The organism is Desulfosoma caldarium, from assembly GCF_003751385.1.
Classification (GTDB): domain Bacteria; phylum Desulfobacterota; class Syntrophobacteria; order Syntrophobacterales; family DSM-9756; genus Desulfosoma; species Desulfosoma caldarium.
The window spans coordinates 300,596-321,472 of sequence record NZ_RJVA01000011.1 but is presented as its reverse complement, the minus strand read 5'-3'; the positions used below and the strand labels follow the sequence as shown (position 1 = coordinate 321,472).

Sequence of the window (20,877 nt, the reverse complement as noted above, 5' to 3'; positions counted from 1 at the left end):
GCTTCGGCATGCCTCAGCCCAACCCCAAAATGTGCCGCAAACGTCCCCTTTCCTCAGGTTCCAGTGGATAGGCCGTGGCATGCCCGGCGAAATTCTGCAGGATCACACGGTCTGCATCCACGCGCTCGACGGCGGACGCCGTGATGGGCACCTTTCCCAAACCCTGGGGAAGGTCCACAACGAATTGGGGAATGGCCAGCCCGGAAATCCGGTTGCGCAAAGCCGCCATGAGTTCCGCTCCGGCTGCCAGAGGGGTTCGAAAGTGGCGCGTGCCCTGCATGAGGTCCATTTGCAGCAGGTAATAGGGGCGCACTCTGAGGGTGAGGAGTTCCGTGAACAGGCTGCTCAAGACAGGGGCCGAATCGTTAATGCCCTTGAGCAGCACCGTTTGGCTTCCCAAAGGAATGCCGGCATCGGCCAGCAGGCGGCAGGCTTCACGGCTCTCTTCGGAAATTTCCCATGGATGATTCACATGAATGTTCATGTACAAGGGACCGTAAGCGGCCAGGCGTCGCGCCACGGTGGGCGTGATGCGTACCGGATCGGCAAAAGGCACCCGCGTGCCGAGCCGAAGGAGGCGCACGTGAGGAATTTCCCGCACCTTGGCCATCAGCTCTTCCAGAAGCTCCAAGGGCAGCATGAGTGGATCGCCCCCGGAAAGAATGACATCATGAATCGCGGGGGTTTTTCGAATATAGTGCAACGCCTCACGAATGAGGTCGTCATGAAGAGGCACCGGGTGCGTCCAGCGCCGTTTTCGCGTGCAGAAGCGGCAATGCACGGCACAGGCGTCGGTGACAATCCACAACACGCGATCGGGATATCGATGAACAAGGTTGGGCACGGGGGAACGACGCTCCTCCCCCAAAGGATCCCTCAAGCCCACAGGGTCGCTTTCGTCCAGCTCTCTTGGGTCAGGCACCACCTGGCGCCACAAAGGATCCTCCGGGGTGCGGATGAGTCCGGCAAAATGACGGCTCAGAACGAAAGGGTAAACCCGGTGCACCGCCATCATGGGGGCCACGGGCATTTTCCATTGCGATGCAAAGTCTTCGAGAGAAATCACTCCTCGATGGCCTCGATGCTTTGATCCGTTTACGGAGGAAAAGTGTCCTCGTCCTGGTTGTGCGTTTATGGCCGACGACATGTGCTAGGTCTGCTGGGTCTAGGATTTTCGTCCGGCCTGCCTTTGGCCCTGACCGGAAGCACGCTTCAGGCCTGGATGATGTCCGAAAAGGTGGACATTCGCCTCATCGGCCTCTTTTCTCTGGTCGGCTTGCCTTATACGCTCAAGGTGGCCTGGGCACCCCTGATGGATCGTTTTACTGCACCTTGGCTTGGCAGGCGCCGGGGTTGGATCCTTACCACCCAGATCCTTCTCAGTGCAAGCCTTCTGATCCTGGGGTCGCTCACCCCCTCTCGCCATCTTCAGCTCATGGGCGCTCTGGCCTTCATCATCGCCTTTTGGAGTGCCAGTCAGGATATCGTCATCGACGCGTACCGAGCGGAAGTGCTGCCCGATGCGGACAAAGGGGCCGGAGCGGCCATGAGCGTCGTGGGCTACCGATTGGCCATGCTCACCTCAGGGGCCATGGCCCTGATCCTTTCGGACCATCTACCCTGGCGGACCGTATACCTTTCCATGGGCATGCTCATGGGGGCATGTACCCTGTGGACCTTCTTGTGCCCGGAGCCGGCCAACAGTGGGGAAGCGGCCGAACTCGGTCCCAAAAACCTCAAGGAAACCGTATGGGCTCCTTTGACCAACTATTTTACGCGCCCCGGCGCCGTGGCCATCCTGGTGTTTGTCATGGTCTTCAAACTCAGTGACGCACTGGCCGGCGCTCTGACCACGCCGTTCTTGCTAGACTTGGGCTTTACCCGAACGGATGTTGGTACTGTGAACAAGGCCTTCGGCCTGGTGAGCACCATCGTGGGCACATTAATCGGAGGGGCTCTGGTGCATCGCCTGGGCATCGCTCGGTCTTTATGGGTGGCAGCCTTCCTTCAGGCCTTTTCAAATCTCGCCTTTGTGGGTCTGGCCCTGGCTGGACCGAATTATGCCTTTCTGGTAGGGGCTGTAGCCCTGGAAAACCTGTGCGGCGGCCTGGGCACGGCGGCCTTTTTGGCTTTTCTCATGAGCTTGTGCGACAGGCGTTACACCGCCACACAGTACGCGTTGCTCTCAAGCCTCATGGCCGTTTCCAGAGTGTTGGCCGGAACCCCCACAGGATTTCTCGTGGCCGCCCTGGGATGGCCGTGGTTTTACACCCTGAGCGTCCTGGGTGCCGTTCCCGGCATTGTGCTTCTGCCGCGCTTTGCCCCCTGGCGCCGCCCGCCCTCACCCACGACCCTACCATGAAGGTGGCCATGGTTCTCCTCCGTGGACAAAGGAAACCTTCGAACACTTCTGAAACCTTTTCATGCCGTGGATGAAGTATGCTGGCGCAGCTTTTTGCTAGACAAAAAATCTATGAAGACACGGACGCGGACGGCGTCATCGACCGCGTGACCGTGAGGCTGGTTCTTCCGCGGAATCTGTCGTGGAGCGTGGTGTGGGCGGAGGCAGCGCATGTGGCATGCCGCTGGGCTTTTGACTCCGTGCGCCTTGAAGCTCCCCTCGTGCGATTTCGCGGACCTCAAGGCCCCCAACCTCACCTGGTGGTTCGCCTCCCCGCGCAGGCGGTCGAAAACACCCCTTCGCCGTCCCCGGTGCGCCTCGTTCGACAAAGCCTTGGCCGCGTCGTGGCAACCGGCCAGTCACCGGAGGCAATAGCCTCTTTTTTACGCCTCTTGGCGGTTTGCGATGCGCTAGATCTGCCCAATCTTCCCGAAACCTGGTCCGTTCTTCAATGGTTGCCCGACACCCAGGTGCTGATGGCCTGGAACACAGGTGACCTTAAGAAGCCGTGCCTTACGCACAAGATCAGCCAAGCCAAGGCGGCCCTTCTGGATCTTTCTTGTCCTCCAGTAAAGCGGCACCAGAGTTTAAACCCCAAGAACGCGCCGAATCTCTTGAATCTCTCAAGCCCTCACGGAATCTTCGAAACTCTCGAAGAAGACCCAAGGCAGCGATCCCTTTCCCTGACCGTGGCTCTCCCATCCCCAAGATTGTCGCCTCGCCTCGGATGGACCCTGTGCCATGTGCTGTCTCGACTCAGCTTGGAAGCCACGCAAATCCATATCCCTTTCATTTCTTTGGCTGCAGCGGACCAGCACGGCATCGTTTTGGAACTGCGAGAAAAAACTTGGGGCGACAAGGCCCTGGTCCGCTTCGCCGAAAAGAACTGCCGGCATCTCATCCTTGAGGGCTCAGGAGCCTCTCTGGAGAGGGCTCTTAAAGGCTGGCTTCTGTGGGCAGTCCGTGAGCCGGGTCCCGAAGCAGAGCCGATCGAGGCGCTGCGTGACAAGGTGCAGCTCATCACGAGGCTGGTGAAACGCTCGGCACCTGTTCAGTCCGAGGCATCGCATTCGCCCCTGATACGAGAGTGCCAATGGATCGCTGAAGACCTTCGACTGGAAAAGCTCGTTAGGCGCCTCCCTTCGGGGAGTGGTCCTCTTAGGGGAACAGTCTTTGTGAGCAAACCTGAACCGGTGCGATACCGCCTCAAGGCTCGCTTGGAGAAGATTCTCAAAGCCAAAGGTTACCAACCGTCCCTAGAAGTCTATAACGCTTACAAGCCAGGCCTTTGCTGGCTTTTGGAAAAAGTGCTGCCCGCCCTTCGCGATCTTCACAACGACAAGGACGCGTGCGTCCATACCCTGGAGCTTTCTTTCTCACCCTTTAGGGGCCCTGAGGGCAGCATGGAAACCCGCACGCGTTGGCTTCAGGAAATTTATCCAGGTCCAGACCTCCTCGCCCAAAGCCTCGAGTGGGATGTTTCGAAAATTCGCCTTCGCATGGATCCTGTCCAGCAGGACACCTATCGCGTCCGGGCCTGGAACCCTGAAGGGCAGCTTCTCCTGCACGAGGCATTGACTCCCCGCTGCTCGGCACTTCCTTACTTCGGGCAACTTGAACACGCCGGAACGGTCCACCCCACCACCTCGGGCCTCCGGTTGATGCAAGGATCCCATATCGTGCTGGACCGCTCCATTCCCACGGATCGCGAAGTGTTCTGGAGAGTCTTTGGCAAGAGATGGCTACCGGCACTTTGGAAATCCATGGAACGGCGCCTGTCCGTAGGCTCTCCGGCTCGGCTTCGAGCGTTCTGGAAAGAAATTCGCATCGACGTTCGGATTGAGGAAACCGAAAAAGCCTTGGGCCTGGACCAGGAAAGGCTCTCCCCCATGGAGGCCCTTCACGAGGACCTCTATTTCACGATTCTCGAAGCCTACAAAGAATTCGCCGCGCGCCATGACCTTTGCGAATCCTTGCAACTGGGACAGGTCATGCCGTTCGTGGCGTGGAAAAGTCCTGGGGGGCACGCCAGAGCTCGTCTGGAGGCCCAACCGTTTGCGGAATCCATAATCCATCCATTGGCCTGCGTTCAGAGTGTTCCCCAAGGCAGCGCCGACGCCGAAGAAGAGCCTCGCATCTCATGGCTGCGCTGTCACAAGCGACACTGGGATATGGCATTGGCCCTTTCCCCGCCGGCTTGTCCTCAGGACCAGCATCAATTGGGCAACATCCTGTCCCGACTAGGCCTCGACGGCGTTTTGTCGAACACAAAAGATCACATCGTCCTTCGATGTCCCGCCCCACGCCCTCCGCGCTCTCTGCCGAAAGCCCGTGAGCGTGAAGTCATGGATCCGCCGCCAACGGATCGCCTTCTTGCGTTTCGGGATGTGGCCCGATGGGTTCGAAAGCTTTCGAGTTTGCCGGGACTCAAGGCGTGGCAGGCGGCCAAAACCTTTCAGGGCCGCCCTGTCTGGGCCCTTGAAGCCACGCTTCCCTCGCCTTCCCAAACCGTCTCAAGATCGCGGTTGCGCCTTATAAAACCCACTCTGGTTTTTAACGCACGACACCATGCCAACGAAGTATCCAGCACCGAAGCGGCCTTGTTTTCGGCTTGGACGGCGGTATCCACAAACGAAGGACGAACTCTCCTTCAAAAGCTCAATCTCGCATGGATTCCCCTGGAAAACGCGGACGGCGTCGCCGCCTTTGAACGCCTTCATCTGAGGGCTTCAGGCCACAAACTGCATGCTGCACGATACAATGCTTTGGGCTGCGAATTTTATGAAGACTATTTCCTGGAAAGGCCCCGGTTTCCCGAAGCGTTGGCCAAGCGCCGCGTGTGGGAACGATGGCTTCCCGAAATGATCTTGGACGGTCACGGCGTGCCAAGCCACGAGTGGGACCAGCCTTTTTCCGGGTATCTTCCCGGCGTGTTTGCCGAACACTGGATCCCTCGAGCTTTTCTTTACGTCTATCTTCCCTACCTCGACGCACCCGAAAACCCCAACCACCCATGGGCTCTGCAGCTTGCTCGGAACATTCAACGGCATGTGCAGGACGAGGCTGAGTTGGTGCAAAAGAACGAGGAACTACGAGCGCGGTATCATCGCTATGCCGAGCGCTGGGAGCCGAAAATTTTTCCCTCTGTGATGCAAGGTCCCGCGGCGCTGCTTCCTCCCGTACCCCGGGTAGCCCAATTCCACTACAGCGCTCAGCAACCGCACATAACCTACCTTGAAGTGGTCACCGAAGTGGCGGACGAAGTGGCGCAAGGTCCGTGGCTGGACCTGTGCGTGCGAGGGCACCTGGCGGTGTGGAAGGCCATGATCGAGGTGTTGCAGGCCCACGCCCCAAAAACTATAACAACAGCCAAGATCTCCGGTCGCAGGGTAAGGTTTTCGTGGAGATGCGAATCCGTTAACCTAACATGACAAGGAGGAAGCCATGCGGAAGATGTTCGTGATCCTGGCCTTACTGGGTGTTTTCGTTTCAGCACCGAGTATGGCGGCGGATCAAGCCAATCCGGACGCCACGCTGATTTGGGGCCGAGGTGGGGATTCCGTTTCTTTGGATCTGGCGCAAGCCACCGATGGAGAATCCATCAAGGCAGGTATTCAGATTTATGAAAACCTTGTCAAATTCGGGGACAACTCAATGGACATCGAGCCTCAGCTGGCCACGGCCTGGGAAGTGAGCGCAGATGGACTCACCTGGACGTTTCACCTGCGCAAAGGCGTCACTTTTCATGACGGCACGCCATTTAATGCCCAGGCGGTCTACGACTCCTTTGCCCGAGTGATCGACAAGAACCATCCATTTTACGCCTACGGCAAGTGGGCCTATCTGAACCTCTCCCTGGGCATGGTGGCGCAGGTGAAGGTGGTGGATGAGTTTACCGTGCAGTTGATCACCAAGAAACCGTATGCTCCGCTGCTTAACAACCTGGCCCTCTGGCTTTGCCCCATCGTGTCCCCCAAGGCTTTGGCCGAATACAAGGACCAGATCGGCTTGCATCCTGTGGGTACAGGTCCCTTCAAATTCGTCAAATGGGTCAAAGACGACCAGATCGTGCTGGAACGCAACGAAAACTATTGGGGCAACAAGGCGAAGGTGGGACGGATCATTTTGAAGGCCATTCCTGAGCCTTCTGCGCGGCTCATGGCGCTTCAGTCAGGCACCGTGGATATCGCCGACGATTTGGATCCCGATTCCATCGCCCTGGTGAGAAAGGATCCAAACCTTAAGGTCATTGAACGTCCGAGCATCAATGTGGGGTATCTGGCTTTCAACACGGAAAAGCCGGCACTCAAAGACCCTCGAGTTCGCCAAGCCATCAGCCATGCCATCGACAAGGACACGCTGATTAAAGCGATCTTTCAAGGATTGGCGATTCCGGCCAAGAATCCATTTCCACCCACCATTTGGAGTTACAACGACAGTGTTCAGCCTTATGACTACAACCCTGAAAAGGCAAAGAAGCTGCTTCAGGAAGCCGGCTTTGATTTCAACACGGAACTGGAACTGTGGGCCATGCCCGTATCCCGTGCTTACATGCCGGAACCGGTGAAGACGGCTGAACTGATTCAGGCCTATTTGGGGGCTGTGGGTGTCAAAGCCAAGATCGTCCGCTACGACTGGGGCACCTACCTCAAGAAAACGGGCAACGGCGAGCATGACCTGTGCATGCTAGGCTGGTTGGGAGGGAATGCGGATCCCGATAATTTCCTCTACGGCCTGCTTTCGGCAGATACGGCCGTGACGCCGGGTGCCGCCAATGTAGCGCTTTGGAAAAACGCCGAATTTACGGACATGGTGAAACGTGCTCAAATAATCTTTAACAAAGATGAGCGGGCTAAACTTTACATGAAAGCTCAGGAAATCTTTCATCGAGAGGCTCCGTGGGTGCCTTTGGCCCATTCGACCATCGTGCGCTGCTACAGCAAGAGACTTCATGATGTGCCGCTTCGACCCAACGGCCTGAATTCCTTTGAAATGGTGTGGAAGGAAATGTAGAAGGAGGGACTCTACCCATGCCATGGGGCTACGTGGGCAGGCGTCTTGGACAGTTGATCGTTATCCTGTTCGGGGTTTCGCTGCTGGTCTTTCTCATGCTGCGCATGATTCCCGGTGACCCCGCGCAGCTCCTTTTGGGCGAATATGCCTCACCTGAAGAATTGGCACGTCTTCGTCACAAGTTGGGGCTGGACCGCTCCATGGCGGTCCAGTACTGGTTCTATCTCACGTCTGCCCTGAAAGGGGATCTGGGGGTGTCCTTACGCACGGGCACACCCGTCCTGAAGGAAATCGGCCCTCGGCTGTTGGCCACCGTGGAACTGTCTCTTTCGGCCATGTTTTTGGCCACCGTCTTGGGGATGGGTGCCGGCGTGGTTTCCGCCGTGCGTCAATATTCCTTGTGGGATTACAGCACCATGTTTCTCGCCCTGGTGGGTGTTTCCATGCCCATCTTTTGGTTGGGCCTCATGCTCATGTACCTTTTTTCCGTCAAATACCCTCTCTTTCCCATGATGGGCAGGATGGACATGAGCCTGAATATTCCGGCCATTACGGGTCTCGTGCTCGTGGATGCTGTGCTTTCGTGGCGCTGGAATGTTTTCTGGAACGGACTGCATCACCTAGCGCTCCCCAGCTTGACCTTGGCCACGATCCCCATGGCCGTGGTGGCACGCATCACACGGTCCAGCATGTTGGAAGTCCTGAACAAGGACTACATTCGAACGGCTCGTGCCAAGGGCATGGACGAATGGGTGGTGGTCCTTCGCCATGCCCTTCGCAATGCCATGCTTCCTGTGGTGACCGTTCTGGGACTGAATTTAGGCCTGCTGCTCAGTGGGGCGGTGTTGACGGAAACCATTTTTTCCTGGCCCGGCCTGGGGCGCTACGTCGTAGACTCTCTCATGGGGCGCGACTACGTTGCGGTGCAAAGCTGCGTTCTTATCTTTGCGGTCCTCATGACGCTGATCAATCTCCTGGTGGATGTGGTCTACGTGTTTTTAGATCCCAGGATTCGTATCCATGAATAGATCGGAACTGCTTCGCGATCTTCTGCGCCATCGCACGGCCGCTTTAGGCCTGAGCATCATCGTGGGCATTGTCATTGTTGCGGCGCTCGGACCCGCCGTAGCTCCTTACGACCCCTTGGTGCCGGCCCCGCTGGACCGACTGCAACCTCCCGGATCCAAACATCTCTTTGGCACCGACAGCTTGGGAAGGGATATTCTGAGCCGGGTCATTCACGGCAGCCGCATTTCCCTCCTGATCGGCTTGATCAGCGTGAGCATTTCCCTTGTTCCGGGCACTTTGCTCGGGCTCGTAGCAGGGTATTTCGGCGATCCACTGGACAGCCTCATCATGCGAATCATGGATGTCCTTTTAGCCTTTCCAGCCGTGCTGTTGGCCATTGTCATCACGGCCATTTTGGGTCCCAGTCTTCCCAACACCATGATCGCCGTAGGCGTCGTCTACATTCCCCATTATGCACGCATCGTGCGCTCCAACGTCTTGTCCCTCAGGCAGCGGCTCTTTGTCCAAGCCGTTCGACATCTAGGGGGAAGCCATGCTCGAGTGCTTTTCTTTCATATTTTGCCCAACACCTTTGCCCCCATTATCGTCTACGCCACGCTGGGCATGGGCACCGCTGTGCTGCAAGCGGCGGCTCTGGGCTTTCTCGGACTTGGAGCCCAGCCGCCGCAGCCTGAATGGGGTGCCATGCTCAGCGAAGGGCGGCAATACATCCAAACGGCACCTCATGTGGCTGCCTTTCCGGGTTTGGCCATCTTGCTATTGGTGCTCGGCTTTAACCTATTTGGAGACGGACTGCGCGACGTGCTGGACCCGACCTTGAGGTCTCGATGACACCCGCTCTGTTGGATATCCAGGGCCTGTGCACTGAGTTTCGCCTGCGGCACGGCGTCGTGCGTGCCGTGGACGGTGTGGATCTTCAGCTGCATCACGGCGAGACCTTGGGAATTGTGGGAGAAAGCGGATGCGGTAAGAGCGTGACGGCGCTTTCCATACTGCGGCTCATTCCCAAGCCTCAGGGAAGAATCGCCGCGGGGCGCATCCTGTATGCGGGTGTCGATCTTGTCTCCCTTCCCGAAAGCGCTTTGCGACGCCTGCGCGGCAACGAGATTTCCATGATTTTTCAGGAACCCATGACATCTCTCAATCCTGTGTCCACCGTGGGCTTTCAAATTCAAGAAGTGCTTCGCAAACACAGGGGATTGAGCAAAAAAGAAGCTGCGCGCGAAGCCGTCCGCGCTCTGTCCCTGGTGGGCATTCCCGATCCTGAATCGCGAGCGCACTACTATCCACATCAGATGTCCGGCGGCATGCGCCAAAGGGTCATGATTGCCATGGCCTTAGCCTGTCGGCCCAGAATCCTCATCGCGGACGAACCCACAACCGCCTTGGATGTGACCATTCAGGCTCAAATCCTGGATCTCATGCGCCGACTAAAAGAAGAAATCGGCATGGCTGTTTTGCTGATCACGCATGACCTGGGCGTTGTGGCGGAAACTTGCCGCCGTGTCGTGGTAATGTACGCAGGAAGGGTCGTGGAAGAAGCCAGCGTAGAAGAGCTGTTCTCCAATCCGGCACACCCGTACACTCAGGGGCTCTTTGCGTCTCTGCCCAAAATCGCTGGGCCCAGGGGAAAACTCACACCCATTCCGGGCACGGTGCCTAGCCTTCACCGGCTGCCTCAAGGCTGCGCTTTTCAGGACCGTTGCTCACGAGCCAAAGGGCCCTGCTTGGTTGACGTTCCGCCCTGGACAGAGCTTTCCCAAGGGCATCGCGTTCGATGCTGGCATCTGGTCATCGGGTCATGAAAGAAGTCATCTGCGAGGCGAAAAATCTTGTTAAACATTACCCCCTTCACGGAACGGGTTTTGGATCCAGGGCGGGTGTGGTTCGAGCCGTGGAGGATGTGAGTTTCTCCATAGCCCGTCGGGAAGTCTTCGCCCTTGTCGGGGAAAGCGGGTGCGGTAAATCGACGCTGGGGCGCCTCCTGCTGCGCCTGGAGGAGCCGAGCAGTGGGCACGTGTTCTTTGAAGGGAAAGATTTGGAATCCCTGAGTGCCCGAGAAATCTTTCAGTTCCGTCGCCGCGCTCAAATCATATACCAAGATCCCTATTCGGCCTTGAACCCCAGAAAAAAAATTGGTCAACTCATAGAAGAGCCCCTGGTGATTCATCGATGGGGCTCGGCCGCGGAACGTCGAGAAAAGGTCGCCGACTTGCTTCATCGCGTAGGGCTCAGGCCGGACCACGCCGAACGTTATCCTCATGAATTTTCCGGAGGACAACGCCAGCGCATTGTCATCGCTCGAGCCCTGGCCCTGAACCCGATCTTTTTGGTGGCCGATGAGCCCGTCTCGGCCTTGGATGTTTCCATTCAAGCCCAAGTGATCAACCTCTTGGAAGAACTTCAAGAGCAGATGAAACTCACCTACTTGTTCATTTCCCATGACCTGAGGGTGGTACAACACATGGCGCACCGCATCGGGGTCATGTATCTGGGACGTCTGGTGGAAACCGGCCCGAAGGAAGCTTTTTTTCAGGAACCCCTTCACCCCTATGCACAAGCCCTTTTGTCGGCCGCTCCCGTCCCTGACCCCAAGGCAGCAATTCGAAAGGCACGCATTCTTTTGGAGGGCGATGTTCCCAGCCCCATTCGACCCCCAAGTGGCTGTGCTTTTCATCCTCGATGCCGGGAACGAGAAGCCATCTGCAGCCAATGGGTGCCGCCGTTGAGAGACCTCGGCTCAGGTCGGCGCGTGGCTTGTCACCGTCGCTGACGTGCGGCGGAACGCCCCATGCAGGCCAACCCAAAACCTCTTCGACCGATGTCAAGGAAAAGCTTGACAAAAGAGGATCGGCGTGACGGGATCGTGACACGGCAGGGTGGAACGATTGTGAACGGATCATGGAGTTCAAAGCATGAAAATACTGCGCCTTCGCTTCAAGAACATCAGCTCCCTTCGAGGCGAATGGGACATTCGCTTTGATGCCCCTCCTCTTTCGGACACCGGACTCTTTGCCATCACCGGGCCGAACGGCGCGGGAAAATCCTCCATTTTGGACGCCATCACCCTCGGTCTGTACGGGGAAACCGCGCGCCTTCGCCATCCGGAACGGGACATTACCAGCTGGCTAGAAGAGGAATCCTATGCCGAGGTCACCTTTCAGGTGGCCGAAAAGGTCTATCGCAGCCGATGGTGGGCTCGACAAGGACCCAACGGGCTTCTCGGCCCCGAAATGTCCCTTTCCCTTGTTAATGGCACGGAAAAGCTTTTGGAAGATCGCGTGCTTCGCGTCCGCTCGCGACTGAGCGAACTCACCGGGTTGGATTTCAAACGATTCTGCCGCTCGGTTCTTCTGGCTCAGGGCCAATTTGCCGCTTTTCTGAACGCTCTGGAAAGTGAACGGGCGGAAATTCTTGAAATGATCATGGGCGCGGAAGTGGCTCAGGACCTGGCCCAGGAGCTTCAACACCGGACAGCGGCTGCACGGGAACGTTTGCTACAGCTCCAGGAACGTGCCGCCTCATATCCCCTGGTGGACCGAGAGCGCCAGCGGGAACTGGAACAACAGCGAAGCGAACGGCGGGCCGAACTGGACGATCTGCAGGCAGAAATGGCTCAACTGGAAGAAAGGAAACGCCGGCTCGAAACGGTGGAACGCTTGCACCAAGAGCTTCAACAAGCACAAGAAAACCTTTCGGCCGCCGAAGCCCAAGACCAGGCAGCGCAGCAAGCCCTGCAGCACATGGAAGCTCTGCGGGGTAACGAACCCGTCATGGAGGCCTTGCGGCGGTTCATGACACTAGAGGAAACCCGGCAAGGGCTTCAAAGCCGCATGGATCATCTTCGTCAAAAATCGGCCGAGGAACGAAAAACACTGCAGGAATTGCAAAACCGTTGGGCCATGGCCCGGTCTTCCTTGGAAGAAGCACAGCAACAGTACGCAGCCAGACTTCCCGATCTGGAACACGCCGCGCGCAAAGACCGGGAAATTCAGCGACACGAGCAGCGGCTTCAAGAGGCTTTGGCCCGATCCATGGAATTGGAGCGCGCTCATCGAGACGCGCTGGCCCGCCAAGATCAGATCAAGGCCCACCTGGAGGAAACATCCGCCCGAGCCACATCCCTGGCCGAGAAACTGGATCAAGACAGAACCGACGCCGCTTTGGCCAAAGACATGGTCAAGATTCAGGAACTTTTGGAGCGACTGGCGCGTCTTCGAGAAGAAGAAGACTCTCTAGCAGCTCAACTGCCGGAAGCCCAAAAGAGCCTTGAAAAAGTGGCAACGGACCTGGAACGGGCACGAGCGCGGCACCAGCGCATGCAGGCCAAAGCCGGTCGGGCTGTCCTCAAAAAAGAATCCCTCAAACAGGAAATTCGAGCGCTCATCGGGGACAAGACGCCAGAAAACTTGAAAGAAGACATCAAGAAACGCAAGAGATACCTTTCCGCTTACAAGAAACTTCTATCCATTTCCCGGCGCTTTCACCAACAAGGCCTCGCCACGGACATGGAAAAGGCGCGTGAAAAGCTGAGGGCACGCCGGGCGAAAACGCTCGCGGCCCTGGAAGAAGCCCTCGCGCACATTCGCCTTTATGAAGCCGACATAACGTGGAGGGAAAGTTTTCAAAGGGTCAGCAGCGAACGGGCCATGCTGCAAGAAGGAAAGCCATGCCCTCTGTGCGGTTCCCCCACCCATCCCTTTGTCACGGAAGGTCTCCCAGACTTTTCGGAACTTCACGGCCGAATCGATGCCCTTCAAGACCGTATCACCGCCCTCAAAGCCGAATTGTCAAATATGGACACTGAAAGCATTCAGCTGGAAAAAAAGGCGCAGGCTGCATCCCAAATCCATGAAGAATGGCAGGAAGTCTGCCGTAAAGCCGGCCTGAACGTGGACCTGGCCGAGCCGCACACCCTGGAAGAAACCCTTCGCGGCCTCCAAGAAGGCCTTCGGCATGCTCGATCGGTGCTTCGTTCCAGCCGGTTCAAAAGATGGCGCGTGGCATGGGTGGACTGGACGCTTCGCCGAAGACTTCGGGCTTCTTCAAGGGATGAAGAAAAGCGTCGGCGTCTTGAGGAAACATATCGAGAGCATCAAGAAGCCGTCATGAAGATCCAAAGATCGCTGGAGCAGTTGAGGGGTGACGCACAGGCCGTGGCTGGGGATCTCCAACGATTCTTACCGGCTTACGGAGAACGGCTTCCCGAAAAGGGTCAGGAGACCCCCCTGCTTCAGCGTCTTCATCGGCGCCGGCTTTCCTATGAGCGGGCGGCACAGGAACAGAGGGATCTTGCGGAGCGTATACCCTCTTTGAAGTCACAGTTGGAAGCCATTGCCCTGAACCTGGCGCGCCTGGAAAAGGAAAAAGAGGCAGCCGGCATGCAGGTCGAGTCTTTGCAATCCACCCTGGCATCCATGAAAGCTGAACGAGAAGCCATTTATCTCGGGCGTGACGCAGAGGCTGAACAGCGGAGCTTAGAGGAAAACTTGCAGCGGTGGAGTCGTGAACAGGAAGAACTGCAAGGGCGCATGGAAGAACTCCAACAAAGTCTCCAAGCGACGGCCAAAGAGCTGCTGGCCCTTGAAACGGAGCTGCAAACCAGTCAGAAAACTTATGAAGCCTTACGAAAGGAGCTCGAAGACTCCGTCAGGCTCATCGGGCTGGATTCCGTGACGACGGCGTTGGCTGCGTTCAAATTATTGAAGGACGAGCCGGCCTTTCGGGATCGGGTTGCCCATGCCCGCGAAAACTTGACAAAAGCTCGCGCCCTCGTCGACGCAGCACAGCAAGCCATTTCTGCGGTTGGGCCGGTCCTCGAAGAAGGGGCATCGGCGCAAGAGCTTGCCGAGCGCATCCTCGACCGGCACAAGCGCATTGAGAGCCTGCAGCAGGAACTCCACGACCTTGAGGCTCGGTTGGACCGCTTTCATCAATCAATTCAGGAACACCGAGAATTGCTTCAAGCCGTGGAGGATCAAGAGCGACTTCTGGGAGAACTGGCGGCCGAGGAAAAGGCCTTTCGGGAGGTACAGAGCGCCGAGGCTCGAGAAAAAGTGCGCCGGGCCATGCTGGAGCGCCTCATGGAACAGGCCAACACCCACCTGGAACTCCTCAGCGGCCGCTACAGGCTGCGCCCCATGAAAGACAACGGCTTTGGCTTGGTGGTCGAGGATCTCATGCACCAGAGAAGCCAGCGATCTGTGCGCACCCTTTCCGGTGGCGAGACTTTCGTGGTGAGCCTGAGCTTAGCTTTGGGCTTGGCGGACCTTGCCGCCCAACATCGAAAGATCGAGTCCCTTTTTCTTGACGAGGGCTTTGGAACTCTGGATGAAGAAACCCTTTACCGGGTCATCGCAGCGCTGCGTCGGCTTCAGAGCAACGGCAAGATGGTGGGCATTATTTCCCATGTGAAACGGCTGGCCGAAGAGATTCCAACCCAGATTCAAGTGGAACGGGAACCGGGGGGCATGTCTCGAATCACCGTGTTGCCTTAACGTCCCCTTTACGCACGGCGCATTCCCGAATCTTTCGCGTCTTCTCTTCAAGTTCGGCCATGGTGCGAAAAACCCATGTGCTGGGGTCCGAAAAACAATATACGGCCAAAGGGCATGCGCTACATTCCATCTGCTCTTCGCTCGAGGCGGGTTGAGTGACCGATGTCATCGCATCACCTGCACGATCACGAGGATGTCGTTTGCGCAAACCGCTTAAGGTAGTCCGCCCATTCCACGGGCAGCAGGTATTTTTTCTTGGAATTGCATTCTTTGCAGCAGGGCACCACGTTGCCTTTGGTGCTGCGCCCGCCGCGCACCAGGGGTACCACGTGGTCCATGGTCAGTTCCTTGGACGAAACCGCCTTGCCACAATAGTGGCAGCGCCCTTTGGCAAGCTGGCGCTGCCACCACTGGGTTTTTCTTAGAGCTCGAGCCTTTTCCTTTTCGCGCCGAATCTGCTCAGGCGAAACCGTGACCATAAAAGGCTCGAAAAACTCTTCGTGACGCATTCTACGATTGTCCCAACATGCCTTTCTTCAACGATTCCGAAGCAGGATTGTCGCCAAGGAAAATGCCCCAAAGCGCCTGCATGAAGTCGGCGCCCGGCACGACGCCCTTTTCCTGCCCCTTGATCACCACATGGGTTCCCAGGCCGGGTTCGTAAAGCAGCCGAATTTCCTCACCTTTCTTCACCGGTTCCGTGAAGTAGCCCATGAATTTCTCCACACGGCTCTTGAGGTCCGAACCGAGGTTGGGAGCGGTCTTTTCAAAGCCTTCCTTCCAGGTTTCCACCAGCTTTGGGGCTTCCACTTTCTTGTAAACGAAATGCATCACTATGCCCTTAGCCTCGTCCGCTTGAATGATCGTCTGGGGGTTGGAAGACTTTTCGGTCAAGTACAAAGCGCCATAATAAACGTCCACAATAAATTTCTTACGCACACCAAAGCCGTTCAGCACACAGCGCGACTGGCCGATGGACAGTTCACTGGGAAAATTCGGCACCTCCGCGGCCTTGACTCCAGCCGTCCACAACATGAAGACCAGGAGAATGATGACTCCAACCGCGCGTCCACACCTTCCAACCTGACCCATGCCATATCCCTCCTTTTGTCGAAATCCTCGTCGGTTGCCGGGGACAGCACAGTCCCCTTTTTGAAAAGTTCATCCCCTCCCTCTTTGAGGAACCCGCATCCTTGGGTTTTCATTGAATGAACGATACCCCTTCGGCACCGCTTTTCGATTCGTCCTCCATCATTCCCGCGCCCGCAGGAATCTACGCAAACCGCCCTAGGGTAAGACGCTTTTTCGAAGGTCATTCCGAGCCGCCAAAATCCCGCAGCTCTGGCCCATGCGACCGGGTTGTCATCACCGTCGTTCCCGAGCACGCGGGAATCCTGCGCTTCCCAAAGTTTGTGGACTCTCGCTGGCTCGACCGTAAAAGGATCCCCTTCCCACCGGGACAAGGCCGTTAACTTTCTGACCTCTGGAGCACCACGTAAAAGGATCGTTGTCCTCGCTTCACCAAAAGCAACAAACTTTTCTTCTTTTCCGCGCCTTTCATGGCCTGGTTGTAATCCCGCACATTTTGTATCTTTTTGCGGTTCACTTCCTTGATGAGATCTCCCGGCTGTATGCGAGCCTCCGCTGCGGGGCTGTCCGGCTCCACTTCGGTCACGATGACCCCGCGTTCTGAGGAGTCCCACCCGAAACGCTCGGCCAGTGGCTTGGTCATGTTTTGGACCTTGAGGCCCCACACGCTTTCTCTACTCTCGGGCTGAGCCGCCGCCTCCTCTTCGTCGGGCATGGTGCCCAAGGTGATGGTCAAAACTTTCTTGGAGCCATCTCGAAGCAATTCCACTTTGACCTTGGAATTGGGTGGGGTCGCCGCCACGCGTCGAGAAAGCTCGTGGGCGTCATGGACCTCTTCGCCGTTGAATTTCGTGATGATGTCTCCTACCTCAATGCCGCCTTTTTCGGCGGGACTGTCCTTAACCACATCGGAAACCAAGACTCCCTTAGTCTCCTTGAGGCCAAAGGATTCCCCGATTTCCGGCGTCACATCCTGAATCATGATACCCAGCCATCCTCGCACGATCTTGCCCGTGCGCAACTGGGGCAAGAGGTCCTTGGCCACATTGATGGGAATGGCAAAGCCTATGCCCTGCCCTCGGGCCACAATGGCCGTATTGATGCCCACCACTTCACCGTTCATGTTGAACAACGGCCCGCCCGAATTGCCCGGGTTGATGGCCGCATCGGTTTGCAGAAAGTCGTCGTATGGCCCCGCGCCGATGATTCGGCCCTTGGCACTGATAATGCCGACCGTGACCGTATGGCCCAGCCCAAAGGGATTGCCCACCGCCATTACCCAGTCTCCCACGCGCAAAGCGTTCGAATCCCCCAGTGCAGCGGGCTTAGGAAAATTCTTGTCAGGTTCCGCCTGAATGAGAGCCAGGTCGGTCTTTGGGTCCCGTCCCACGACCTTGGCCGCGTATTCCTGTCCGTTTTGAAGCTTGATCTTGATTTCTGTGGCCTTTTCCACCACGTGATTGTTGGTCAAGATGAGTCCCGAGGCATCGATGACCACGCCGGAACCCAAGGAGTTGGTCTTCCTAGATCCTTTGGGTATGTCCCCGAAAAAGCGCTTGAAAAACTCGTCCCCGAAAAACTCTCGAAAGGGAGAATTGGGTTCCATAAAAGGTTGCAACGGATGCCCCTTGATGACCTGCGTGGTGGAAATGTTGACCACCGAATCTTTAACTTTGTCCGCCAAGTCCGCAAAAGACGGAGGAAGATTGGACCCGAAAAGGCTCGCGGCCCCGTGAGCCTCATGCGGTATAGCTGAGGCTCCAAGCACCATGACGAATGCAAACACGGCCGCCATCCGGAATAGACGGCATCCACGCCTCGTTTCCTGAAACATGCTAAAAACTCCTTTCTGCCGAGCGGAAATTTCTTGCCTTCACATCTTTTCAGTTGTGCAAAAAATTTGCTATACACCATAAACCAAGACCAAGAAAAATCAAGAACAAGGCATGGCAAGGAGGTCACGAAAACCCGATGACATTGTTGCAGGCATGCCGCGAGAGTGCCAAGATTCTCCAAAGGAATCCCGAACTGGCCGCCCTGTACCGGGACGCCGTGCGTCGATACGGAGAAGGCGAACTTTTTTTGGTTCTCATGGACCTTATGGCCAAGGCCTATGAGGACGGCGCGTTGGAAGAGGCTGTTTTCAAGAATCCTCAGGGTCTTCTAAGCTTCTGCTGCGGGGCGTGGATTCAGTTTCTTCTCGTGGAAGTAGCCGGCATGAAAAAGACGGATCTCCATGCCGTGGCGCGAAAGATCTTCAAGGAAACCCACAACAATCGCTCCATTCATTGAATCAGTCCTCAAGATCCAGAGCGGCATCCAGAGAGGTGTACCTTTCCACAATAACGGCTCCTGAAGGAAAGCGCCCAAAGAGGTGCCGAGCGTCTTTAAAACTCTCCAAAATGACTTGAAAAGCCGCCCACTGAGGAAGGTCCTTGCGAAATTGCCCCTCCAGGCGCCTCACCTCAATTCCCAAAGGAATCTTTCCCAAAAGGGGCAGCAAAGCCTGTTTGTCCGAACTCAGCACCCTCACCCACATGGCCACGGGACTTCTCCAAGGAAGCGCCTCATCCCACTGCACGTCGAGAAGCTTGTGGGGCGGTAAACCGTGGCGTTCTGTCACATCGCTGCATTGAGACCGATGAAACGTGACGCCTCGTTCACTGAGCGTGGCCAGCACGTGGCGTTCCCCCGGATACGGATGGCAGCACCCCGCAAACTTGTGCACGGCGGGATCCAGATCGTTCACCTTGAGCACCTTGCGTTCGTGAATCGGTTCGTCTTCTTCAGGCCGTGGGCGCGCTTTGCCCATGGATTTCTTGGGCACATCCTGCAAATAATAGAGAAAAGCATGGGGTGAAAGGAGATCCTGGCCGATCATAACAAAAAGGTCTTCCAGGGATTTGACGTTGAGCACCTCCAAAATAAGGGGAACTTCCTCGCGTTCCAAAGCTTTCTGCGTCCACCCATGCTGCGCCAGTTCTTGAAGCAAGAGATCGCGCCCGATGTCATGGGCGCAGTTTCGCCGCCGCCTTGCAATTTCCTTGGAAATGGCGTTGCGGGCCTTTGGCGTCATGCAAAGGCGCTCCAGGTCGGGATCAAAGCGCACGGCCGTGTCTACCTTGAGCACCCGCACGGTGTCGCCGTCTTTGAGTTTGTGCGTCGGGGGCACACGGCGCCCGCCGATGATGCCTCCCACACAGTGGTTGCCCAAATCCGAGTGAATCTTGAAGGCAAAGTCCAGCACGATGCTTCCTAGAGGAAACGTGTGAGCGTCCCCGTGTGGTGTGTAAACCGTCACCTCCTCGGCCTCAGAGAGCTGAATGAGGTTCCGGCGCTGAGGCGCCGGGCCGCCGTATTCGCCCACACTGCGCAAAAACTCGCTGATCTCTTTGAGATAGGCCTCTGAGATCCTTTCCGGATTGTTCCATTGGCTCAGCACGCCGTAGGTGGCCCACTCATCCATAGCGGCCGTGCGCACCTTGACCAAGTAATTTTCGCCTTTGTAGTGAATCCGGGTGTGCAGGCTCATGTAACCATTGTTCTTGGGGTTTGCGATAAAATCCCGAAGGCTGCGCGGCACTGGAGTCAGGGAGGTATTGACAACGCCCAGGGCGCAATAGCAGGCATCCACGTCATTGGACGGCAACACTACCGTGAAATCCACCCGGTTTTCCGCGTTGGCCAAACGCAAGGTTCCTTTGGCCGCATCGTAATAGGTGCCCAAGCCTTTGACGCGACTGCGAAGAATCACGTCCATACTTCGGCGCGCAAAGGCTTCCTTGAGGCGCTCCGTGATTTCCAGAACACTGGCATGGGAGTAGAGCGAGCGCAGGGCATTGAGGATTTTTTTGCTTTTCTTGGGGTAGAGGTAGGAAAGGGAAAGGTGGTAAAGTTCGCGCTTAAGAGGAAAAATATTGAGCTTGGCGGCCAGGGGCGCATAGATTTCTACGGTTTCCTGGGCGATGCGCTGTCGCTTGGGTTTGGGAAGATAATGCAGGGTGCGCAGGTTGTGCAGGCGATCCGCAAGCTTGACGATCAAGACCCCCAGCCTCTGACTGGCCGTCTGCAAAATCTTGCTATGGGTCAAGTCCTTGAGCACGGCACGGTCCTGATGCAGACGGGTCATTTTGGTGCACCCTTCCACCAGGTCCGCCACAGTCGTACCAAAGGCTTGCTCGATGACTTCGTAGTCTATAGATGGAACGTCTTCAATGACATCGTGTAAAATGGCCGCGGCCAGCATTTCCGGGTCCCGGATTCTCATTTCCTTGGCCAGAATATAAGCCACGGCACAGGGATGGCTGATGTAGGGCGCCCCTGATTTTCGAATCTGCCCTTCGTGAAGGACGAGCGCATACTCCAGTGCCCGGTAAAACAAGGCATTGGCCGGATTGTCATGCGGCAGCAATTCCTCCATGCGCAGGCGATAGAGGCCCACGTCAAATTGTCCGGGTTCTTCTGCAAGCAGATGTTGGTACAATGTCTCTCCCCTCTTTCGTGCCCACTCGGCGCTGGCAGGCGCCCCATGGTTACTCGTTGACAATATAGCCAATCTTTCGAGCGGCGCACAGGTGGAAATGGAGCAGCAAAGCCTTTGGCTTTGCCCGCCATGTTTGGGCCTTGACTTGACGAAGAGATTCCATTAGGCTGTCGCCATTCCGTTGGGGGATCGTCTAGCGGTAGGACGGCGGACTCTGGATCCGCTAGCCTAGGTTCGAATCCTAGTCCCCCAGCCATTTTTTTGGTCCCATCGTCTAGCGGCCTAGGATACTGGCCTCTCACGCCAGAGACACGGGTTCGAATCCCGTTGGGACTACCAGAATGGAAAAAGGGGGCACATGAAGC

General features: G+C 56.8%; 14 protein-coding genes and 2 tRNA genes. 11 read left to right on the top strand and 5 right to left on the bottom strand.

The features are described from left to right. Positions 1–13: 13 nt before the first annotated feature. The gene (locus EDC27_RS07345; protein WP_407923346.1) at positions 14–1,030 is read right to left on the bottom strand and encodes a KamA family radical SAM protein; all 1,017 of its coding nucleotides are present in this window, start codon (positions 1,028–1,030) and stop codon (positions 14–16) included. A 78-nt stretch (positions 1,031–1,108) separates the two neighbouring features. Here EDC27_RS07345 and EDC27_RS07340 point away from each other — a divergent pair, with 78 nt between their 5' ends. The 8 genes from EDC27_RS07340 to EDC27_RS07305 all read left to right on the top strand — a co-directional run bounded on the left by EDC27_RS07340 (position 1,109) and on the right by EDC27_RS07305 (position 14,940). After that, entirely contained in the window at positions 1,109–2,362 is a 1,254-nt protein-coding gene (locus EDC27_RS07340) for an AmpG family muropeptide MFS transporter (RefSeq protein ID WP_211334811.1), read from the top strand. A gap of 77 nt (positions 2,363–2,439) precedes the next feature. Continuing rightward, positions 2,440–5,832 carry a M14 family metallopeptidase gene (locus EDC27_RS07335; protein WP_123289956.1) on the top strand — a complete coding sequence of 1,131 codons (3,393 nt, stop codon included), beginning with the start codon at positions 2,440–2,442 and terminating at the stop codon, positions 5,830–5,832. A 13-nt stretch (positions 5,833–5,845) separates the two neighbouring features. After that, positions 5,846–7,414 carry an ABC transporter substrate-binding protein gene (locus EDC27_RS07330; protein ID WP_123289955.1) on the top strand — a complete coding sequence of 523 codons (1,569 nt, stop codon included), beginning with the start codon at positions 5,846–5,848 and terminating at the stop codon, positions 7,412–7,414. Positions 7,415–7,431: 17 nt separating this feature from the next. Beyond that, positions 7,432–8,442: an ABC transporter permease gene (locus tag EDC27_RS07325; RefSeq protein ID WP_123289954.1), complete on the top strand. Its 1,011-nt coding sequence runs from the start codon at positions 7,432–7,434 to the stop codon at positions 8,440–8,442. Then, positions 8,435–9,274: an ABC transporter permease gene (locus EDC27_RS07320; RefSeq protein WP_123289953.1), complete on the top strand. Its 840-nt coding sequence runs from the start codon at positions 8,435–8,437 to the stop codon at positions 9,272–9,274. The genes EDC27_RS07325 and EDC27_RS07320 overlap by 8 nt, the downstream gene beginning before the upstream one ends. Beyond that, positions 9,271–10,248, top strand: coding sequence for an ABC transporter ATP-binding protein (locus tag EDC27_RS07315; RefSeq protein ID WP_123289952.1), 978 nt, complete (start codon positions 9,271–9,273; stop codon positions 10,246–10,248). The genes EDC27_RS07320 and EDC27_RS07315 overlap by 4 nt, the downstream gene beginning before the upstream one ends. Next, a complete protein-coding gene (locus EDC27_RS07310) occupies positions 10,221–11,216 on the top strand; it encodes an ABC transporter ATP-binding protein (protein ID WP_245994330.1) in 996 nt (331 codons plus the stop codon). The genes EDC27_RS07315 and EDC27_RS07310 overlap by 28 nt, the downstream gene beginning before the upstream one ends. A 142-nt stretch (positions 11,217–11,358) precedes the next feature. Continuing rightward, the gene (locus tag EDC27_RS07305; protein ID WP_123289950.1) at positions 11,359–14,940 is read left to right on the top strand and encodes an AAA family ATPase; all 3,582 of its coding nucleotides are present in this window, start codon (positions 11,359–11,361) and stop codon (positions 14,938–14,940) included. Between the two features lie 185 nt (positions 14,941–15,125). Here the strand turns inward: EDC27_RS07305 and EDC27_RS07300 are convergent, their stop codons facing one another. From EDC27_RS07300 to EDC27_RS07290, 3 genes are all read right to left on the bottom strand, one after another. Further along, entirely contained in the window at positions 15,126–15,449 is a 324-nt protein-coding gene (locus EDC27_RS07300; RefSeq protein WP_123289949.1) for an HNH endonuclease, read from the bottom strand. A 1-nt stretch (position 15,450) separates the two neighbouring features. Next, positions 15,451–16,032 carry a chalcone isomerase family protein gene (locus EDC27_RS07295; protein ID WP_123289948.1) on the bottom strand — a complete coding sequence of 194 codons (582 nt, stop codon included), beginning with the start codon at positions 16,030–16,032 and terminating at the stop codon, positions 15,451–15,453. A gap of 376 nt (positions 16,033–16,408) precedes the next feature. Further along, a complete protein-coding gene (locus EDC27_RS07290) occupies positions 16,409–17,863 on the bottom strand; it encodes a DegQ family serine endoprotease (protein WP_123289947.1) in 1,455 nt (484 codons plus the stop codon). Positions 17,864–18,000: 137 nt separating this feature from the next. Between EDC27_RS07290 and EDC27_RS07285 the strand changes: the two genes are divergently transcribed. After that, on the top strand, positions 18,001–18,321 hold the full coding sequence (locus EDC27_RS07285; protein ID WP_123289946.1) for a hypothetical protein: 321 nt from the start codon (positions 18,001–18,003) through the stop codon (positions 18,319–18,321). 1 nt (position 18,322) lies between these two features. Here the strand turns inward: EDC27_RS07285 and EDC27_RS07280 are convergent, their stop codons facing one another. Continuing rightward, positions 18,323–20,512, bottom strand: a complete 2,190-nt coding sequence (locus EDC27_RS07280) for a RelA/SpoT family protein (RefSeq protein WP_123289945.1) — start codon at positions 20,510–20,512, stop codon at positions 18,323–18,325. Between the two features lie 182 nt (positions 20,513–20,694). Between EDC27_RS07280 and EDC27_RS07275 the strand changes: the two genes are divergently transcribed. Both EDC27_RS07275 and EDC27_RS07270 read left to right on the top strand, forming a co-directional pair. Then, positions 20,695–20,768: transfer RNA gene (locus EDC27_RS07275), tRNA-Gln, on the top strand. A 7-nt stretch (positions 20,769–20,775) separates the two neighbouring features. Then, positions 20,776–20,851 (top strand) — tRNA-Glu (locus tag EDC27_RS07270). Positions 20,852–20,877 lie beyond the last annotated feature (26 nt).